Consider the following 17,733-nt stretch of genomic DNA (forward strand, 5'->3'; position numbering starts at 1 on the left):
GCCGTCATTCGATGAACGGGCTTCGTGCAGCCTGCTGCCTAGCCCTCGTGGCCCGCGGGCTTGTTGCTGTAGCCGTAGTGGTCGCCGGGCTTCCCGTCGTGGCCGTGGTCGTGGTCGTGGCCCGGCTTACCGGGTCCCTCGTCGTGCCCGTTGTCCGGGCCGCCGTGCTCCGGCCCGTGGTGCTCCAGGCCACCGTGGTCCGGACCGTCATGGCCCGGACCGCCGTGGTCCGGTCCGCCGGGCTGACCGCCGTGCCCGCCGGTGACGTTTCCACCGGTGATGGTCCCGCCGGTGGTGTTCCCCCCGGTGGTGTTCCCCCCGGTGGTGTTCCCACCGGTCGTGTTGCCGGCCGTGTTGCCCGCGGTGTTTCCGGAGGTGTTGCCGGCGATGTTCCCCGAGGTGCCGCCCGACACGAGGTCGACGATCGGTCCGCCCAGGAGGCCACCACCGATCAGACCCACGGTCGTACCGGTCGTCGATCCGGCGGTCGGCGTTCCGGTGGTTCCCGTCGTCGTGCCGGTGGTCGTGCCGGTGGTGGTGCCGGTGGTCGTGCCACCGGTGGCGCACCCGCCGAGGAAGATTCTGTTGGTGTCGAGCGTCACGGCACCGTTACGGGCCAACGCTCGACCTTCGATGTTCGTCCCCGTGGTAACGCTGATCGAGGTCAGAGCCATGATGGTGCCCACGAAGGTGGAGGTGGTGCCTAGGGTGGCCGAACTCCCGATCTGCCAGTACACGTTGCACGCCGAAGCACCGTTTGTGAGGAGCACCCGGCTATTGGAGGCAGTCGTCAGGGCTTCTGGGATCTGGAACACCCAGACGGCGTTGGGGTTTCCCCCCGCGTCCAGGATCAGGTCGCCGGTGAGTCCGACACCACTGGTAGCCGTGTGAACGCCCGGAAGCAGCGTCTGGCCGGCGCCGATTCCCGCCGCGAGCGCGAAGTCCGTGGCCTGGCCGGCAGCGTTGTTGTAGGCCTGGACCAGGTCGGACTTGGCCTGAAGCGCTACAGCGTCCGCAGCGTGCACGGCGCCGAGCACCAAGCCGGGGGGGAACCCGGAGATGGCAGGGTTCGGGTGCGTCCCGAGGTCGTGACTGATCACGGAGGGGCCGGTGTTCGTGACTCCCTGACCTGCCAGGACGGAGTAGCTGGCGGTGGTGCCCAGCGGTACGGGTGTCGCGATGGCCATTGCCTGCGTCGGCAATCCGGCGACCATGACAGCGGCAACCGTGACGGCGACGGCCGAGGACAGCCAGCCGGACAGAGTGCGGCGCCGAGCCGCCTGGATTTTCAGCTTCATCAAGAGGCCATTTCCTGTGGGGGGCCGTGGCGTACCGGGCCCTGCCGTTCGCCCGGGAAGCCCTGGTGTGTCGCTGCGGCATATTACGCAGGAAATTTCGCGCACCAGCAATGAGCAAGGTGCGGAGGGGGATTAATATAAACGCATTCCACGGCTGAAATCGCGCTGAAAATAATCAGACTCACATTGTCGATCATCCGATATTGCCCCCGAATGGGCAGAGCTCGGTTAACTCGCAAGGGGCAGCGCCGCACACCTGCCCAAATAGATCCAACCGCCGAACACGGAGATGTACCGCCGGTCAGGTGATCTCGCGAACCCGCAGGGGCGGGCGTGGCGGCCGGTTCGTCCCCACTTCTCAGTCCACCCGTGGACACGCAGTAGCGTCCCGTCGGCCCGCAGCCGTGGCTGTCGTGGGTGCGGGATCAGTCAGCGGCGCGGGCCGCCTGCTCGCGGAGATCTTGGGCCTCCGGGACTCCGCTGTATCGGCGCAGGCGTACGCGCATGTCCTGGAGGGCGGCCTGGATCTCCACGGAGCGGATGCCGTCGGCGCAGTCCAGGAAGTCGCACCAGGTGGCCATGGCACCGTCCACGTCGCCTTGGCGCAGGCGTACGCCGCCCAGGTCGGCCAGGACGATGGCTCGGGTGCGGCGGCGGTCGAGACCATGGATGTCGAGGGCGAGGTGGAAGTGTTCCTCGGCGGCGTCGAGGTCGCCGCGACGGGAGAGGCACTCCGACGACGAACGCCGGCGGGAGGTCGCCGGAGGCATCGACGCCCGGGTGCGCGCTGCCCGGGACAAGGGGTCGGTGAAAAGGGGGGCGGATGCGTGGGAGTGGAACTCGGGAAGCAGCTCTTCCTCCCTGATCACCCCGGTGAGGACGCGATGGGGCAGATCGGTGCGACCGCACATGCCTTGGCCTACATCGTCACCGCGAACCGGTCCTTCACCGATGTCTACCAGTGGGGCCGCCGTACGCGGCCCCTGAACCTGGCGGCCGAGATCCAGCACCGGCTCCTTCCCACCACACTGGCATGTGAGGCGGCCCAGTTCACGGTCGCCGGAGCGCTGGAACCGGCGACGCACGTCGGCGGTGACACCTTCGACTACGTCGTCGACCGCGACACCATGCAGCTCTCCGTCACCGATGCCATGGGCCACGACGTGGAAGCCGCGCTCCTCGCCACTCTGGCCGTGGGCGCCCTCCGTAGGGCCAGACGTGCCGGCGCCGAGCTCGAAGTACAGGCCTTGGAGGCCAACCGGGCCGTCATCGACCACGGCGGGCGGGGCTTCGTCACCGGGCAGCTGCTGCGCATCAGCCTGCTCGACGGGATGACTCAGTTCGTCAATGCGGGGCATCCCTGGCCGCTGCGCCTGAGACACGGAAGGGTCGAGGAGATCGTTCCCGAAGTGGATCCACCATTCGGGGTCCGTCCCCGTGCCGCCTACCGGGTGCAGCGGCTGGACCTGCAGTCGGGTGACCGGCTGGTGATGCTCACCGACGGCATGCTGGAGCGCCGTGCTGTCGAGGCGGACCTGCCCTCTCTGATCGTGGACACATGCGATCTCCACCCCCGCGAGGCCTCCCGGGCCCTGGTCGCAGCGGTGCTGCACGCTCACGGTGGCCGCCTCCAGGACGACGCCACGGTCATGTGTCTGGACTGGCACGGCACCCATCAGGCCACGCGCAGCGCAGACGCCGGGGCGGACCTCACAGAAGCATCAGCGCCTGAATAGCACTCCGCCCACCACCCGGCTTGCAGCCACGACCCGACGATGACGACCGAAGCGGGGCGGTCGCGCGAACGCCGCCCTGGGGGCGTGCGGCCCGCCGACGCCGGCGGGCACTCTCATCTCAGGCCGAGGACGGCGGCGCGGATGATTCGGCGGCGCGGCGGTATTCGGCGTTGATGCGCTGGGCTTCCTCGAGCTGGTCCTCGAGGATGATGATGCGGCAGGCGGCCTCGATGGGCGTGCCCTGGTCGACGAGTTCCCGCGCGCGGGCGGCGATGCGCAGCTGGTAGCGGGAGTAGCGGCGGTGGCCGCCCTCGGAGCGGAGCGGGGTGATGAGGCGGGCTTCGCCGATGGCGCGGAGGAAGCCCTGGGTGGTGCCGAGCATCTCGGCGGCCCGGCCCATGGTGTAGGCGGGGTAGTCGTCGTCGTCGAGACGGCCGAACGAGTCGTCTGCTGTCATTGAACCTCTCTCATGGAACGCGTGGAGGGGCCCTGGCGCCGTACGGCACCAGGGCCCCGAAGGAACTACTACACCATCTGTCGGCCCTGATACTGCGCCGACCCTGTGTTTCCGCCGACCCGGCCGACACGCTGCCGGGATTGCGGGGATCGCGGTTGCTTGACCGGAGACCACCTCACTATCGATGTCCTGCGGTACCCGGGCTCAGACTTCCGCCCGGGCGATCCTGATGGCGCTCGGCTCCTCCGTTCTTCCCTCGGTTGTCAATTGCCTACTGCTGGTACTGCTCTACTTCGTACTGCTGGTGGCCTGACCCAGCGCCACTCTTCGGCAGCCAGCCCCGTCGCCCATCGTGCGTCTGCTCTGGCTTGGAACCCCACTGCCGAACTTCCCGGTGCGCGCGTCCGCAGCCGACGCCTTCACCGAGGTGCTGCTCACTGTCTTCACTGCTGGGTACTGCACTTACGGGTACTGCCACTGCGTCAACTGCGGTACTTCTGACGGCGGCCCCTGATCACTGCGGGCCACCCGGTCCGGTCGTCAGTCCCGTCGCCGTCCTGCAACATCCCTGGCTTCGGAACTCCACCACCGCACCGTCCTGCGCACTGCAACTGCGGGTACTGCTGCCCGGCAGTTCGTCTCTGCCGGGCCCTGCTGTCTCTCTGGGCTACGAGAGAAACCATAACCACGCCACCGCCCAATGTCTACTCCGGCCGTCATAGATTTCCGCGTGTTCGACGGTGAGGTAATCGACCTCGAACGGCAACGGGACAGGGAGTGAGGCCACACCGGGCACGGGACACCCGCCACGGCTCGGAGCGATGCCGCTAGGGCTCCGCGCGTGATGAGCCGGAGAGCACGAGGAAACCGGTCGGTGACGTCGTGGCCGGCCGCCCGGGATGGAGCCGCGGGCGGCCAGGCTGGTGTGGGCGGGCTTCGCGGGGCAGGCTGGAAGTGCACCGGATCGGGTGCACCGCCGTGCGAAGGGACGCCGGGGATGATCCAGAGCGCGGATGTCCGTGAGTGGCGGACCCACGACGTCGTCGACGCCGGCGGCCATAAGATCGGCACGCTGGAGGCCATCTACGTGGACACCAGCACCGACGAGCCGGCCATGGCCACCGTCCAGGTAGGGCTGCCCACCCGCCGCCACCTGGTCTTTGTCCCGCTGAACGGCGCGATCGTCGGGCCGGGCTACATCAAGGTCGACTACGACCGGTCACTGGTGAAAAAGTGCCCGGCGATCGGGACGGACGATGTCCTGCCCGTCGAGGACGAGGCCGCGGTGTTCGCGCACTACGGCCTGCCCTACCAGCCGGGCGCGAACGGTGAGCGGCAGCTCGCCCGCCGCTGACCGGCCTATCGAGGAGGTGCCTTACGGCATGGTGCTCTTCCTGATCCTCGTCATCGTGGCGATCGTGCTGGGCATCATCGGCGCCGTCGCCGAAGGGCTGTTCTACCTGCTGATCATCGGCATCGTGGTGTTCGTCGCCGCCCTGGTGTACCTGGTCGTGCACATCCGACGCTCCGGCCGGCATCACCGCACACTGCGCTGAGAGCCGGCAGCGCGACCGCCCGAGCAGGCGGGACGGCCGGTGAATAGAATCCGCTTTCATGTCGAAGCCTGACGAGCTGCTCGTTGACGTCGCCACCCTGGTGGAGTCCGGGCGGAGCAATCAGATGTCCCTGACCGTGGTCACCGGTGGCGCTGTCATCACCGGTCGGCTGGCTCCCGAAGCCGTGTGGAGGCAGCGGGTGTCGGAGGTCCTGACGGACTCGGCCCGCCTGGGCGAGTTCGCCGCCGTCTTCACCGCCACGACACCCCGGGAGGGGCCGCCCACCCATCTGCACTTCCATGTGGCCCGCATCCTGCAGGGCACGGTGGGGATCCCGGAGACGGGCGGGATGTACCGCGTCTCGATCGCGGACGTCAGCGCCTGGAGCATGGGCGACTTCAGCTACTCCGACCACTGACCCGGCGTCGCGTAGTAAACCCCTGGGTACGCGGGAAGGCCCGACCAGCGTGCTTGCCGGTCGGGCCCTCTTCGCTGTTCGGGTGTCGGCTTGCGCCGGTCCTGTCCGTCAGACGGTCACCGGGATGCCGAGCATCGCGGAAGCCTGCTGGAGCGGGCTGAGGACACGCGTGGGCACGGCGGCCCGGGGGAGGCCGCGGCAGGTGAACCCGAGCTGGGTCATGGCCCGGAGGACTTCACCGGCGCTGAAGTCACGCCGGTCCTGGCGGGTGATGACCTGACCGACCTGCTTGACGGGGTAGGTGCGGCGCCCGATGGTCACGGACTCGCCGACGACCTGCTCGGGCTTGACGCCCTTCATCGACTCCAGGACACCGCTCTTGGTCAGGTCGAACGGGAAACGGGCGATGACACAGCGCATGTTGCCTCACAGGAAGAAGAAAGGGGGACGGTCGTTCCGCGCTGAGGCGGTTCAGCGGGCAAGGGCGAGGACGCCCAGAGCGCTGCCCTGCTCGTCGACGACTGGCAGGGCATCGAGCCTGCGGTAGCGCATCGCGTGCTCGGCTTCGGCCATCGTGGTCAAGGGCGAGGTGACCGGCCCGCGGTCTCCCAGAAGGTCGCGGAGACGGACCTGGTCCGTGTACGCCGCGCTGTCGCGGAGCGTGGCGAGCCTGGCCTGGGTGACCAGCCCGGTGCACAGGCCGTCCTCGTCGCAGACGAGCTGAGCTTCCCCCGAGATGCGGGGATGGGTGACAGAGGGTCAGATGGGTCTCATGAGAGGAGCCCAGACGATGCCTGCGCCGAGGAAGTATCCCAAGACCACGGAGTTATGGCTTGTCGGCCGCTGTCAACAGGGGCGAGGTATTTGGGAGAAGTGCCGGTCAGGGCAACGGGACTCCTGGTAGAGCGAGGAAGCCGACCAAGGTCTTCCCGCCTGAAGGAGCCCCGTTGCCCGTTCAGTGTTCCACCGTCACGCTCACGTCGTCCATCACCGTCGCCGACGGGGTCTTCGCTCCGGGGCATCTGGGCGAGCTGACCCGGCACCTGCCCTTTGAACTGGTCGATGACGTGCTGGAACGTACTGGCGGAACCCAGCGGAGGCTGAGGCTGCTGCCGTCGAGGGTGGGTGTCTACTTCGTGCTGGCACTGGTTCTCTTCCCGCAGCTGGGCTACATGCGGGTGTGGGACAAACTCACCTGCGGCCTGCGCGGGCTCCTTCCACCGCGTCCGTCGGAGAAGGCGCTGCGAGAGGTGCGCCGGCGGCTGGGCGCCGCGCCGCTGCGGCTGCTCTTCGAGACACTGGCCGGTCCCGTGGCACAGCCGATCACACCAGGGGTGCGATACAGGTGCTGGCGCACAGTCGCCTTCGACGGCTGCAGCTCCACCAAGGCCCCTGACCGGCCGCGAGTCTGCGCCTGGCTGGGCAAACACAAGCATCGTTACGGCACGGACGGATATCCGATGCTGAAGATCATGGTGCTGTGCGAGACCGGAACCCGGGCCCTGCTCGGTGCGGTCTTCGGACCGACGCCCGAGAAGGAGACCGGCTACGCCGAGCAGCTGCTACCACTGCTGGACAACAGGATGCTGCTGCTCAACGACCGGGGCTTCGACTCCGACGACTTCCTCGCGAAGGCCGCGGCCACCGGCGCCCAGCTGCTGGTACGCCTCAAGGGAACCCGGACACCCGCACGCTGGGCACTACTGCCGGACGGGTCATTCCTGACCAGGATCAACGGGACCCGGCTGAGGATCATCGATGCGCACATCGCGGTGACGACCGCCAAAGGGCTGAGGCTGGAAGGCCACTACCGACTGGCCACCACGCTGACCGATCACCGTCGCTACCCCGCCGCAGAGCTGGTGGAGCTCTACCACGAGCGATGGGAGATCGAGTCCGCGTTCTACTCGCTTCGGCACACCCTGCAGCACGGCCTGGTGCTGCGATCCCAGGACGCGACCGGGATCCAACAAGAACTCTGGGCTCACCTGACCGTCTACCAGGCACTGCGCCGCGCGATGGCCGAGGCCGTCGAGACCCTCCCCGGCACCGACCCGGACCGCGCCTCCTTCACCGTCGCCCTGGAGACCGCAAAAGACCAGCTCATCGCCGCAGCCGACGTACTGCCCGACACCGGACCGGGACGAATCACACCGGCCCTGCTGCACGATCTGCTCCCACCCCGCCGGGCCCGCGTCAACCCACGCCGCGTCAAATGCCCGATCTCCCGCTACGCCGCCCCGCCCCACCAGGCACAAGTCCTGGGCGCATCCAGGATCACCAGCATCAGTGTCACCGTGAACCCCTCCGCTGGCCCAGGCCCCGACGGACGCCGCGACCGCACACTGCAACTCCTGCGAACCGATCCCCACCGCACCTGGCGCGCATGTGAAATCGCCCGCGGTATCGGACTGGAGGATCCCCAAGGACTACGCGCAGAACTGGGACGCTGGGTCCGCGAAGGAATCCTCCGCCGCACCGGCCGGGGCCTCTACACCCTCGACCCCGAGTGGACCACCCCAACCTCCACAAGCCCCTGTCCCCGCCCCTGTTGACAGCGCCGGACAAGCCATAACTCCGTGGTCTTGGAAGTATCCGCTGGAGTTGCGTGAGCGTGCGGTACGGATGTACCGGACCGCCGAGCCGAAGCCCGTGATCCGCCGCATGGCCGAGGAACTCGGCGTGCACCACGAGGCTCTGCGCAACTGGATCCGGCAGGCAGAGGCCGACGCCGGCGAACGCGACGACGTGCTCACCACTGGCGAGCGGGAGGAGCTTGCCGCCCTGCGGAAGGAGAATGCACAGCTCAAGCGTGCGAATGAGGTCCTGCGGACGGCCTCGGCTTTTTTCGCGGCCCAGCTCGACCCGACCCGGCCCAGGTGACGGCGCTCGTTGACGAGCACCCGTATCTGGGGGTCGAGCCCGTACTCCGGGAACTGAACATCCCCTCCTCCACCTACTACCGGTGGCGCCAGGCCGAGACCGAACCGTGCGAACGGCGCCGCCGGGATGCCGAGCTGACCAGCAGGATCCGGCAGGTCCACGAGGAGTCCGGCGGGATCTACGGCTCACCCCGCGTGCACGCCGTCCTCAAGCGTGAGGGCGTCCACGTCGGCAGGAAGCGCGTCGAGCGGCTCATGCGCCAGGCCGGCCTGGCCGGGATCAGTCCCCGCCGGGGCAAGGGTTTCACTCGCCGTGACCCGGACGCCGATCTGGCCCCTGACCTGGTGCAACGCGACTTCACCGCGGCCGGGCCGAACCGGCTGTGGGTTACCGACCTGACCATGATCCCCACCGGGGAGGGGCCGTTGTGGCTGTCCGCGATCCGCGACGCGTTCTCCCGCCGGGTGGTGGCCTGGGAGACCTCCGCCCGCGCCGACGCCGATCTGGTCCTGACCTCGCTGGAATACGCCCTGGCCAGCCGCGAGGTCGCCCCCGGAGAGCTTATTCACCACGCCGACCACGGCTGTCAATACACGTCCGTGAAGCTCACAACACGCCTGGTCAGGGCCGGGATCCAGGCTTCCATGGGCTCGGTCGGCGACTCGTACGACAACGCCCTCGCGGAGAACCTGTGGATGGTCATCAAGACCGAGTGCATCCGCGGCCGCGTCTTCGCCACCAGGGCCGAGGCGAACCTCGCGCTCTTCGAGTACATCGACGGCTTCTACAACCCCCGCCGCATCCAGAAACGGCTCGGCTACCTCAGCCCCATCGAGTACGAGGAGAAGCACTACGCCAACCAGGCAGCGACCGAACAAGTGAACCTGAAACCACGTCAACCCACCCTGACCAGCTAGTCAGCCCCTCCCGCAGTGCGGGGGAACCTCAAGCAGATGACCCGCGCGGGCACTGGCCATGACAGCCAGGGCCACCTCGACCGTCATGTCGTCACAGACCTGTGGACCGGCCGCCTCCATCGCGTCCTCCACCGTCCGGTGCACAGGGTTGGCGTTCGCCGAGCGGGGCTGCATCTGGACCAGCGTCACAACGTGCCTCCTGCAGAGATGGGTCAGTTTCCTGATCACGTGGTTCTCAGGCCGCCGCATCGAAGGCGGACTGCCGCACGCTCACACGTCGGACCGTCGAAGCGGGCCGTCGCCTGCCGCGGGAGGCCGTGCTGCGCTTGGCGCGTTCGACGACAGGTGCGGTGATGACGACGGGGATGCCGGAGGGGGCCTGGGCGCCGGTGATCCGGCTCAGCGCCTCCTCGCCCGAACGGACCTGGGTGGTCTGCGGGACGATGCCGGCGGCCGCCATCAGACGGGTCATCTCGCGGCGCTGGTTGGGGGTGACCAGGGTGACGACGCTGCCGGACTCGCCGCGCGGGCGGTACGGCCGCCGCGGTGCAGGTAGTCCTTGGGGTCGGTGGGCGGGTCCACATTCACGACGAGGTCGAGGTTGTCGACGTGGATCCCGCGCGCCGCGACGTTGGTCGCCACCAGCACCGTCACGTGCCCGGTCTTGAACTGGGCCAGGGTCCGGGTGCGCTGCGGCTGCGACTTCCCGCCGTGCAGCGCCGCGGCCCGGACACCACTGTTCAGCAGGTCCTGGGTCAGCCGGTCGACGGCGTGCTTGGTGTCGAGGAACATCATCACCCGGCCCTCGCGCGCCGCGATCTCCGTCGTGGTGCGGTGCTTGTCGGCGCCGTGGACGTGCAGCACGTGGTGCTCCATCGTGGTCACCGCACCGGCCGAGGGATCCACCGAGTGCACGACCGGGTCGGTCAGGTAGCGACGGACCAGCAGGTCGACGTTGCGGTCCAGGGTGGCGGAGAAGAGCATCCGCTGCCCCTCGGGACGCACCTGGTCCAGGAGAGCGGTGACCTGCGGCATGAAGCCCATGTCGGCCATCTGGTCGGCTTCGTCCAGGACGGTGATCGCGACCTGGTTCAGCCGGCAGTCGCCGCGGTCGATGAGGTCCTTCAACCGGCCGGGCGTGGCTACGACGACCTCCGTGCCTCCGCGCAGCGCTCCGGCCTGCCTGCCGATCGACATGCCGCCGACGACGGTGGTCAGGCGCAGCTTCACGGCGCGGGCGTACGGCGTGAGGGCGTCGGTCACCTGCTGGGCCAGCTCGCGGGTGGGGACGAGGACCAGGGCGAGCGGCTGGCGGGGCTCGGCGCGCTGTCCGGCGGTGCGGGCCAGCAGCGCGAGGCCGAAGGCGAGGGTCTTGCCGGAGCCGGTGCGTCCGCGGCCGAGCACGTCACGGCCCGCAAGGGTGTTGGGCAGGGTGGCGCCCTGGATCGGGAAGGGCACGGTCACGCCCTGCGCGGCGAGGGCGGCCAACAGCTCGGCCGGCATGGCCAGGTCGGCGAAGGCCTCGACGGCGGGCAGCGCGGGAGTGATGGTCTTCGGCAGGGCGAACTCGCCCTGTACCGCGGCGGGTCGGCGGCCGTAGCCGCCCGAGCGGCTCGGACCTCCGGAACGGCTCGGGGTCGACGGTCCGAACCGCGTGCCCCGCTCCGAATCGGCGGCAGCGCCGAAAGCGGGGCCGCCGGTGCGGCTGCGGGTGCGGGAGGAACGGTCATTCGTACGAGTGCGGTTCATTCAGAACCTTCCTTGATGCGGCACGTATCAAGGAATTCCCGCAGCGGAAACGAAGCGCAGGGAATCACAAGAACGGGCCGAATGAAATGCGAAAGCGGCTCTGGGCTACAGAGATTCTGTACGGTCGCAGGCGCTGAGATGGGGTGGCGTCATGTGGACGCGAAATCCAGAAAAATCGAGTGGGGTGGAAGCCCCGAGGAGGCTGTCACCCTGAGTGTTTCGTCCCGCAGGTGACACCACTGCGGGAAATGTGTGCAGCTGGGGCCCGCACCCCGAGGGATGCGGGCCCCAGCTACGAAATGCGCGTCAGCGTCAGGCGGGAACGATGTTCTCGGCCGTCGGGCCCTTCTGGCCCTGCGCGATGTCGAAGGTGACCTTCTGGCCTTCCAGCAGCTCGCGGAAGCCCTGGGCTGCGATGTTCGAGAAGTGGGCGAAGACGTCGTCGCCGCCACCGTCCTGCTCGATGAAGCCGAAGCCCTTTGCCGCGTTGAACCACTTCACGGTGCCGGATGCCATGTCATATCTCCTTTGGGGCTGTACACCAGCGTCCGCACTGTACGGACACCGTGTCGCCGCGATGATGCCCCGCCGGAAAATGACCGGAAATATGAAGCGCTCGAATGTGGCGAAAGCCGACTGGGGCGCTTGAAGTTTTTGGGTACCAAAACTGCAACCGAGATCGACAGTAGCACGCCGCAGCTGTTTGTGTGCGTGAAATATCTCCATCGTGTGCGGCGCGGAAAAACTCTCCCTGCGGGGTCCATTAAACTCTCTGACCGCGGGGACAGATATTGATTCCCCCCGAGTGCAGTGTTTCGGGAGCAAGGGTGTCCGCCAGTTGCGACGTGCAGTCCATCGGGACGTGAGCCGGCGGGGTGGGTCCGCGGCGCCCTCCCGAAGGGATCCGCAGCTCGCAGGTGCTCCATGGCGGTCTCGGGGGTGCCCGCGGCAAGGCGGCCGCGGCCCCGCATTCGCTACACGTCTGTTCCGCAGCGCCTGACCGTCACTGCGGTCGTTCGCGGAGCCGCTCTCGCAGGTGGAGGAGAACCTCGGTGTCGGCGACGTTGACCAAGGCTGCCAAAAGGATCCGGATGCGAACATCATCGCCATCGTGCACAGCCCGCACGATGGCCTCGACGGTGGCGGCCGCCTCAGCGGGAAGGAATGGTGGGCCGGCCGTGGCCCACACGTGAACGGCAGGATCATCCGTGCCCGGCCGCTCTGCCGGAGCGTCCTGCTCGGGGTCACTGCCTTCATCCACCGGCACCCGCGGGAACCTCCTGACGAAATGGTCAGCTGAACGGTGATCCCCGTGGCCATCTCACTGGCACGGCCGGACCATGAGCCGCCCCCCGAGTCCCGGTGTGCAGCTTTCTCCGAGACTGTCCCGCTGCGAGGCGTGGCACTCTCGTCACGAGCACCATTGGCGGGGAAGGTGGCGCAGGTGATGGCTGAGTTGAAGTTCGAAACCGTCGGGTGCCCGCACTGTTCGGCCTGCCCGGCCACTGGGCAGGCCCGTACCATCGCCGCCGACCGGCGCCGGGTGACGGTGACGTGGCATCTCCCTTCCTGCCCGCACTACGCCGCCGATCGCGTGTTGGCCGGGAAAGAGGACTAGGGCCTGTTCTGAGTTGAGATCACGGGATCGGTCATTCTCGCTTCAGGAGGGTGCTGGCCGGGGTAGACCGGTCGCATGACTCGTGATGATCTGACCGATGCCGAGTGGGAGTTGATCGAGCCGCACCTGCCGCTGGGGGCGTTCGGACCGATCCCTGACCTGCGCCGCTACTTCAGCGCGGTGATGTGGAGGTTCCGGACCGGCAGTCCCTGGCGGGATGTGCCGGAGAGCTACGGCTCCTGGTCGACGATCTACGACCGGTTCCGGATGTGGGCGCGTGACGAGGTCTTCCAGACCCTCATGGACGCGATGATCGCCGAGGCGGAGGCTCGCGACGATGTCGATCTCAGCCTGGTGAGCGTGGACTCGACCGTTGCTCGGGCGCATCACCACGCGGCGGGCATGGCGGTCGCCCCGGAGCTCCTTGAGGATCTGGAGAAGGCCGTGGCGGAGGAAAAGGGGCTGCAACAAAGGGACAAAACGACCCCGTAGGCGAGGGATCCGCGGACAGGGAGGACCCCGAGCGGGAACAGCGCCGAGCCGTGCGCCGGCGCCGCAGGGCCCGACTGCGGGCCGCCGAACTGGGCCGCTCCCGGGGCGGGCTCACCAGCAAGATCCACCTTGCCGTCGAGCGGCGCTGCCGCCCGCTGTCCATCATCCTTACCCCCGGGCAGGCCGCGGACAGCCCGCACTTCATCCCTGTCCTCAAGAAGATCAAGGTGCGCGGCCGGATCGGCCGCCCCAGGACCCGGCCGGACGCAGTGGCCGGCGACAAGGCGTACTCCTCCCGAGCCAACCGCGCCCACCTGCGCAGACGCAACATCAAGGCGGTGATCCCGGAAAAGGCCGACCAGGCTGCCAATCGCAAGAAGAAGGGACGCTCCGGCGGCCGCCCGGTCAGCCACGACGGCACGCTCTACAAAGATCGCAACACCGTCGAGCGCGCCATCAACAAGTTCAAGGAATGGCGGGGGCTGGCCACCCGCTACGACAAGACACCTGAGAGCTATGCCGCCGGGCTCCACCTGCGCGGATCCATCCTCTGGTTACGCAGCCTGCCAGCCCTCCCGTGATCTCAACTCAGAACAGGCCCTAGGTAGTCCCGCCAGTTGGGGCACGCGGAGGGCACGGGAGTGTCTAACAGGTCTAGAAATGACGAAGGCCAAGGTCTGTGACCTGGGCCTTCGTTCAAGAGCGGATGACGGGAACCGAACCCGCGCTATAAGCTTGGGAATCTCCCGGTACTTGGTCCCGTGTATAGCCTCTGACCTGCGGGAACGCGCGCCGATCGCCCCGTCCTGACTGCTTCGGTGAACCCCTTGGTGACCGCTGTTTACCGCCTCTACCGGCACGTTGTGGCACGGCCTTCCGCAGGGCTGACGTCGTGCACTCGGGCCGTCCTGGTGACCGCGGTATTGGCGGGCTGCTGCCCAGCGGCCCTTGTCCATCGGCGCCGGCGGTACCCGTTCCTGTCGCGATCGCTCTTCCGAGTGGCGCCATAGCGTCAAACGCCGACGACGGTTTATGCTCGGGCTGTGCGAGCTGCGAGCGACCCCCTGACCGACGACGAGAAGGCCGACCTGGACGATGCCCTCAAGGCCGTCCGCCGGGCCGAGCAGGCCCTTGCGCGGGCGCAGGCGCACCTCAATCGCACGGTGGGCCGGATCGGCTCCGCCGGCCGCTACGGGCAGAAAGCTGCGGCAGGCCGCCGCGTCGGCTGGTCCCGCCAGCACGTCACCACCCTTGCCAACGCCTACCGTGCGGGCGAACTTGACCAGGAGGAGAGGACCGAAGCCGCATGAGCACCGCGCCCCAGCCGTCCGCCATCCCGCAGCCGCCCGCCCAGCCCGAGGCGATCCGCGCCGCCCTCGCCCAGGTTGCCCCGCAGCTGCTCGCCGACTTCGACCGCGACCGCGCGGCCAGCACCGCCCGCGCGCGTGCCGACGTTTCCGCCATTCCCCTCCGCACCTTCACGGAGGCATGGGCCGTCGAGGTGGCCATTGCCCGACACCCGGAGACCGCCGCCCGGCTCCGCGCGCTTGAGGCCCGCGCCGGAGAGGTCACCGACCTTGGCGAGGCTCGGGACATCGCCGCCGAGATCAGCCGCATCCGCAACTCCGCCGCCGCCGAGGCCGGCCTCCGTACCGCCGGCGAGGCCGCCCGGTGACCGATGACCGTTGGGTGTGGGAGTACGCCTTCCACGCCGAGGACGAGGCGGGCTACCCGAAAATTGTGCGCGACGAAGTGAAGGCTGTCGCCGACCAGATCATCGAACTGGCCAACCTTGGCATCGACCCGTCCGAACTCGGCGACCCCACCCCCGGTACGGCTCGCCGTCACATGCTCTCCTCCGGCGGGTGGTTCGAGACCCAGGCGCTCCCGCGGATGAGGCCGCGCCTCCTGGCCGTGGTCCTGGTCGTACCGCCGCCGCACCTGCTCTGACGCGAGAAGGGGCGGGTGGTACGGAGATGGTGCGCAAGTGGTGCGGGACTCTTGAATAGGTCTGGACAACACACAAGGCCCAGGTCGCTGACCTGGGCCGTCGTTCAAGAGCGGATGACGGGAATCGAACCCGCGCCATAAGCTTGGGAATCACTCGGCACTTGCGGGTCAGTATGGCTGCTGACCTGCGGAAATAGCTGCGAAGGCTCGCTCGCGTTGTCGCGTCGGATCCCGTGCTGACCGCTGTCTACCGCCTGTACTGGCGCGTTGTGGCACGGCCGCCGACTCGACACGGCTCCTGTCTGGCGCGAGAGGACCCTTGGCGCGCGTCGAATTCGGTACCCGGTGTTTCTGCGTGACCTGGCACGCCTCTGGCGCGACCACTTCGTCCCGAATGCGAGATGCACCGAACCTGGAGCCCTGGGCTTCACGCCCCGTCGGCTGTCCTGATCGCCGGACGAGGTCATTTGCCGCCAACGGATCTTGCCCGTCACCGCGCCGATTCGTAGCCCGCGCGCCGCCGGTTCCGACGACCCGGGAACACGCCGGGCATCATGCGATCACACACTGTTCATGACTCTTAACATTCAGTGACGAACGACCGGTGCCCTCGGGCTGTGGAAAGCGGGAGAAATGATTGCGCGAAGAGACCTGCTCGTAGCCGGGGCCGCTGGTGGGGCAGCCCTGGTCCTTCCGGCACCCAATGGGGCGATGGCACTCCCGAACGGGACCGCAGTGGCCCCGGGGGCCGGGTCTGCCCGCACATTCCCAGTCCCCACCCTGGACCCAACGACCATTCCGAAATACGTCACCAATCTGGTGATCCCGCCGGTGATGCCGAAGGCTCGCCACCCGCAGCGGCACGGCATCGACACGTACGTCATCGGCGTCCGGCAGTTCAGCCAGCAGGTATTGCCTCCTACTCTGCCGTCCACCACCGTGTGGGGATACGGCTCGCTCGGGGACAAAACCACGTTCAACTACCCCTCGTTCACCATCGAGGCCAAGGTCGACCGGCCTGTCCGGGTCACCTGGGTGAACGATCTCGTCGACAGCCAAGGCCGTTTCCTCCCGCACTTGCTGGCGGTCGATCCCACCCTGCACTGGGCGAATCCGCCGGGTGGCAAGACCGGGCGCGATTCCCGGCCGACGTTCACGTCGACGCCCGGTCCGTATACCGGACCCGTGCCGATCGTCACTCACCTGCACGGTGGGCATTCCACCGAGGAGAGCGACGGCTACACCGAGGCGTGGTACTTGCCGCGCGCGAACAACATTCCCGCTGGATTCGCCACCGTGGGCTCGTTCTACGACGAGTTCCGGGAGAAGTTCGCCGAAGCGTACGACCTGAAGTGGGAGCCGGGTACCGCGACCTTCCAGTACGCCAACGACCAGCGGGCGTCGGCCCTCTGGTTCCACGACCACACCCTGGGGATGACCCGGCTCAACGTCTACGCCGGACCCGCCGGGTTCTACCTGCTGCGCGGCGGCGAGTGCGACCTGCCCGAGGGGGTTCTGCCCGGACCGGCGCCCGCTTTCGGTGATGCGCCGGGCACCCGGTACCACGAGATCCCCCTGGCCATCCAGGACCGGTCGTTCAACTCGGACGGCTCGCTGTTCTACCCCACGAGCCGGGAATTCTTCGACGGGTTCGCGGGCCCGTACGTTCCCACCACCGATGTACCTCCCATCTGGAACCCCGAATTCTTCGCCAACACGATGGTGGTCAACGGCCGGACATGGCCGAAGTTCGAGGTCGAACCGCGCCGCTACCGGCTGCGCTTCCTCAACGGATGCAATGCCCGGTTCCTGATCCTGAAGATCGCGGACAGTCCGACCGTCCGGCCGGCCCGGTCGGCCGTACCGTTCTGGCAGATCGGCAACGAAGGCGGATTCCTGCCCGAACCGGTTCAGCTGGAACGGCTGCTGTTGGCCAACGCGGAGCGGGCCGACGTGATCGTCGACTTCACCGGGATCGCTGAAGGTACCGAGCTGTACCTCATCAACGAGGGCGCGGACGAACCCTTCGGCCGGGGCGAACCGGGCGTGGACTTCCCTGTGGCGGATCCGGCCACCACCGGGCAGGTGATGAAATTCGTGGTCGGCCCGCTGGTGGGCGAAGACGCGAGCGTCCTGCCGGATCGGCTCCGGCTGCCCAGGATCAGGCCGCTCGGCTCGGCGAGCGTCACCCGACGGCTCTCCCTCAACGAGGTGAACTCCAGCGATCCCCTGGTTCCGCCGGACACGCCGGTCCAGGCCATGCTCGGGACGGTCGACTCCGCCGGGAATCCGGTGTTGCTCGGCTGGGCCGACCCGGTCACGGAGAACCCGAGGCTGAACGCGACCGAAACATGGGAGCTGCACAACTTCACTGTGGACGCCCACCCGATCCACATCCACGAGGTGGCGTTCGAGGTGGTTGACCGGCAACCGTTCAACGGGTCACCCGTTCCGCCGGAGAGCTGGGAGCGTGGCTTCAAGGACACCGTGATCGCCTACCCGGGAGAAATCACCCGGGTGAAGGCCCGGTTCGACCACCCTGGTCGCTTCGTCTGGCACTGCCACATCGTCGAGCACGAGGACAACGAGATGATGCGGCCCTACCAAATCGGAGGCATGCGCAAGAAGGACCACTGACAGGTCAGCACCCGAGGTGTCT

At 68.0% G+C, this 17,733-nt stretch carries 16 protein-coding genes and 5 pseudogenes; 13 read left to right on the forward strand and 8 right to left on the reverse strand.

The annotated features are described in order from the left end of the window. Window positions 1-38: 38 nt before the first annotated feature. Both OG332_RS22830 and OG332_RS47865 read right to left on the reverse strand, forming a co-directional pair. A complete protein-coding gene (locus OG332_RS22830; RefSeq protein WP_327415215.1) occupies window positions 39-1,298 on the reverse strand; it encodes an ice-binding family protein in 1,260 nt (419 codons plus the stop codon). A gap of 425 nt (window positions 1,299-1,723) precedes the next feature. Continuing rightward, window positions 1,724-1,879: a hypothetical protein gene (locus OG332_RS47865; protein ID WP_442816194.1), complete on the reverse strand. Its 156-nt coding sequence runs from the start codon at window positions 1,877-1,879 to the stop codon at window positions 1,724-1,726. Window positions 1,880-1,897: 18 nt separating this feature from the next. Here OG332_RS47865 and OG332_RS22840 point away from each other — a divergent pair, with 18 nt between their 5' ends. Continuing rightward, window positions 1,898-3,034: a PP2C family protein-serine/threonine phosphatase gene (locus OG332_RS22840; protein WP_442816195.1), complete on the forward strand. Its 1,137-nt coding sequence runs from the start codon at window positions 1,898-1,900 to the stop codon at window positions 3,032-3,034. 118 nt (window positions 3,035-3,152) lie between these two features. Here OG332_RS22840 and OG332_RS22845 read toward each other — a convergent pair whose 3' ends face one another. After that, window positions 3,153-3,491, reverse strand: a complete 339-nt coding sequence (locus OG332_RS22845) for a MerR family transcriptional regulator (RefSeq protein ID WP_189738544.1) — start codon at window positions 3,489-3,491, stop codon at window positions 3,153-3,155. A gap of 997 nt (window positions 3,492-4,488) precedes the next feature. Between OG332_RS22845 and OG332_RS22850 the strand changes: the two genes are divergently transcribed. The 3 genes from OG332_RS22850 to OG332_RS22860 are packed head-to-tail and all read left to right on the forward strand — an operon-like array spanning window position 4,489 to window position 5,465. Continuing rightward, a complete protein-coding gene (locus OG332_RS22850) occupies window positions 4,489-4,845 on the forward strand; it encodes a PRC-barrel domain-containing protein (RefSeq protein ID WP_327415217.1) in 357 nt (118 codons plus the stop codon). 28 nt (window positions 4,846-4,873) lie between these two features. Beyond that, window positions 4,874-5,047 carry a hypothetical protein gene (locus OG332_RS22855; protein ID WP_327415218.1) on the forward strand — a complete coding sequence of 58 codons (174 nt, stop codon included), beginning with the start codon at window positions 4,874-4,876 and terminating at the stop codon, window positions 5,045-5,047. A 58-nt stretch (window positions 5,048-5,105) separates the two neighbouring features. Beyond that, window positions 5,106-5,465, forward strand: a complete 360-nt coding sequence (locus OG332_RS22860; RefSeq protein WP_327415219.1) for a hypothetical protein — start codon at window positions 5,106-5,108, stop codon at window positions 5,463-5,465. 108 nt (window positions 5,466-5,573) lie between these two features. Here the strand turns inward: OG332_RS22860 and OG332_RS22865 are convergent, their stop codons facing one another. Continuing rightward, on the reverse strand, window positions 5,574-5,885 hold the full coding sequence (locus OG332_RS22865) for an SCO5918 family protein (RefSeq protein WP_327415220.1): 312 nt from the start codon (window positions 5,883-5,885) through the stop codon (window positions 5,574-5,576). A 51-nt stretch (window positions 5,886-5,936) separates the two neighbouring features. Further along, window positions 5,937-6,185: pseudogene (locus OG332_RS22870) on the reverse strand (CBS domain-containing protein); the annotation flags it as partial. Window positions 6,186-6,412: 227 nt separating this feature from the next. Here OG332_RS22870 and OG332_RS22875 point away from each other — a divergent pair. The 3 genes and pseudogenes from OG332_RS22875 (at window position 6,413) to OG332_RS22885 (ending at window position 9,265) form a co-directional block, all read left to right on the forward strand. Continuing rightward, window positions 6,413-8,040, forward strand: a pseudogene (locus tag OG332_RS22875) (IS4 family transposase). A gap of 23 nt (window positions 8,041-8,063) precedes the next feature. Further along, window positions 8,064-8,348, forward strand: a complete 285-nt coding sequence (locus OG332_RS22880; protein ID WP_327419347.1) for a transposase — start codon at window positions 8,064-8,066, stop codon at window positions 8,346-8,348. Next, window positions 8,345-9,265, forward strand: coding sequence for an IS3 family transposase (locus OG332_RS22885; protein WP_327411594.1), 921 nt, complete (start codon window positions 8,345-8,347; stop codon window positions 9,263-9,265). Before OG332_RS22880 ends, OG332_RS22885 begins: the two co-directional genes overlap by 4 nt. A 30-nt stretch (window positions 9,266-9,295) precedes the next feature. Here the strand turns inward: OG332_RS22885 and OG332_RS22890 are convergent. The 3 genes and pseudogenes from OG332_RS22890 to OG332_RS22900 form a co-directional block, all read right to left on the reverse strand. After that, window positions 9,296-9,454: pseudogene (locus tag OG332_RS22890) on the reverse strand (CBS domain-containing protein); the annotation flags it as partial. A gap of 46 nt (window positions 9,455-9,500) precedes the next feature. Beyond that, window positions 9,501-11,014, reverse strand: a pseudogene (locus tag OG332_RS22895) (DEAD/DEAH box helicase). 312 nt (window positions 11,015-11,326) lie between these two features. After that, the gene (locus tag OG332_RS22900) at window positions 11,327-11,530 is read right to left on the reverse strand and encodes a cold-shock protein (RefSeq protein WP_030647895.1); all 204 of its coding nucleotides are present in this window, start codon (window positions 11,528-11,530) and stop codon (window positions 11,327-11,329) included. A 520-nt stretch (window positions 11,531-12,050) separates the two neighbouring features. Here OG332_RS22900 and OG332_RS22905 point away from each other — a divergent pair. The 6 genes and pseudogenes from OG332_RS22905 (at window position 12,051) to OG332_RS22930 (ending at window position 17,711) form a co-directional block, all read left to right on the forward strand. Continuing rightward, window positions 12,051-12,314: a hypothetical protein gene (locus OG332_RS22905; protein ID WP_327415221.1), complete on the forward strand. Its 264-nt coding sequence runs from the start codon at window positions 12,051-12,053 to the stop codon at window positions 12,312-12,314. A gap of 393 nt (window positions 12,315-12,707) precedes the next feature. After that, a pseudogene (locus OG332_RS22910) lies at window positions 12,708-13,705 on the forward strand (IS5 family transposase). 462 nt (window positions 13,706-14,167) lie between these two features. Continuing rightward, window positions 14,168-14,434, forward strand: a complete 267-nt coding sequence (locus OG332_RS22915) for a hypothetical protein (protein WP_327415222.1) — start codon at window positions 14,168-14,170, stop codon at window positions 14,432-14,434. After that, on the forward strand, window positions 14,431-14,799 hold the full coding sequence (locus OG332_RS22920; protein WP_327415223.1) for a hypothetical protein: 369 nt from the start codon (window positions 14,431-14,433) through the stop codon (window positions 14,797-14,799). The genes OG332_RS22915 and OG332_RS22920 overlap by 4 nt, the downstream gene beginning before the upstream one ends. Next, window positions 14,796-15,074, forward strand: coding sequence for a hypothetical protein (locus OG332_RS22925; RefSeq protein ID WP_327415224.1), 279 nt, complete (start codon window positions 14,796-14,798; stop codon window positions 15,072-15,074). The genes OG332_RS22920 and OG332_RS22925 overlap by 4 nt, the downstream gene beginning before the upstream one ends. A gap of 834 nt (window positions 15,075-15,908) precedes the next feature. Continuing rightward, window positions 15,909-17,711, forward strand: coding sequence for a multicopper oxidase family protein (locus OG332_RS22930; RefSeq protein WP_327415225.1), 1,803 nt, complete (start codon window positions 15,909-15,911; stop codon window positions 17,709-17,711). Window positions 17,712-17,733 lie beyond the last annotated feature (22 nt).

It is taken from the genome of Streptomyces sp. NBC_01233, from assembly GCF_035989305.1.
Taxonomy (GTDB): Bacteria; Actinomycetota; Actinomycetes; order Streptomycetales; family Streptomycetaceae; genus Streptomyces.

Coding starts and splice junctions, on each gene's coding strand:
- OG332_RS22830 (WP_327415215.1), bottom strand. CDS start 1,298: ATGAAGCTGAAAATCCAGGCGGCTCGGCGCCGCACTCTGTCCGGCTGG.
- OG332_RS47865 (WP_442816194.1), bottom strand. CDS start 1,879: ATGGCCACCTGGTGCGACTTCCTGGACTGCGCCGACGGCATCCGCTCC.
- OG332_RS22845 (WP_189738544.1), bottom strand. CDS start 3,491: ATGACAGCAGACGACTCGTTCGGCCGTCTCGACGACGACGACTACCCC.
- OG332_RS22850 (WP_327415217.1), top strand. CDS start 4,489: ATGATCCAGAGCGCGGATGTCCGTGAGTGGCGGACCCACGACGTCGTC.
- OG332_RS22855 (WP_327415218.1), top strand. CDS start 4,874: ATGGTGCTCTTCCTGATCCTCGTCATCGTGGCGATCGTGCTGGGCATC.
- OG332_RS22860 (WP_327415219.1), top strand. CDS start 5,106: ATGTCGAAGCCTGACGAGCTGCTCGTTGACGTCGCCACCCTGGTGGAG.
- OG332_RS22865 (WP_327415220.1), bottom strand. CDS start 5,885: ATGCGCTGTGTCATCGCCCGTTTCCCGTTCGACCTGACCAAGAGCGGT.
- OG332_RS22900 (WP_030647895.1), bottom strand. CDS start 11,530: ATGGCATCCGGCACCGTGAAGTGGTTCAACGCGGCAAAGGGCTTCGGC.
- OG332_RS22920 (WP_327415223.1), top strand. CDS start 14,431: ATGAGCACCGCGCCCCAGCCGTCCGCCATCCCGCAGCCGCCCGCCCAG.
- OG332_RS22930 (WP_327415225.1), top strand. CDS start 15,909: ATGCCGAAGGCTCGCCACCCGCAGCGGCACGGCATCGACACGTACGTC.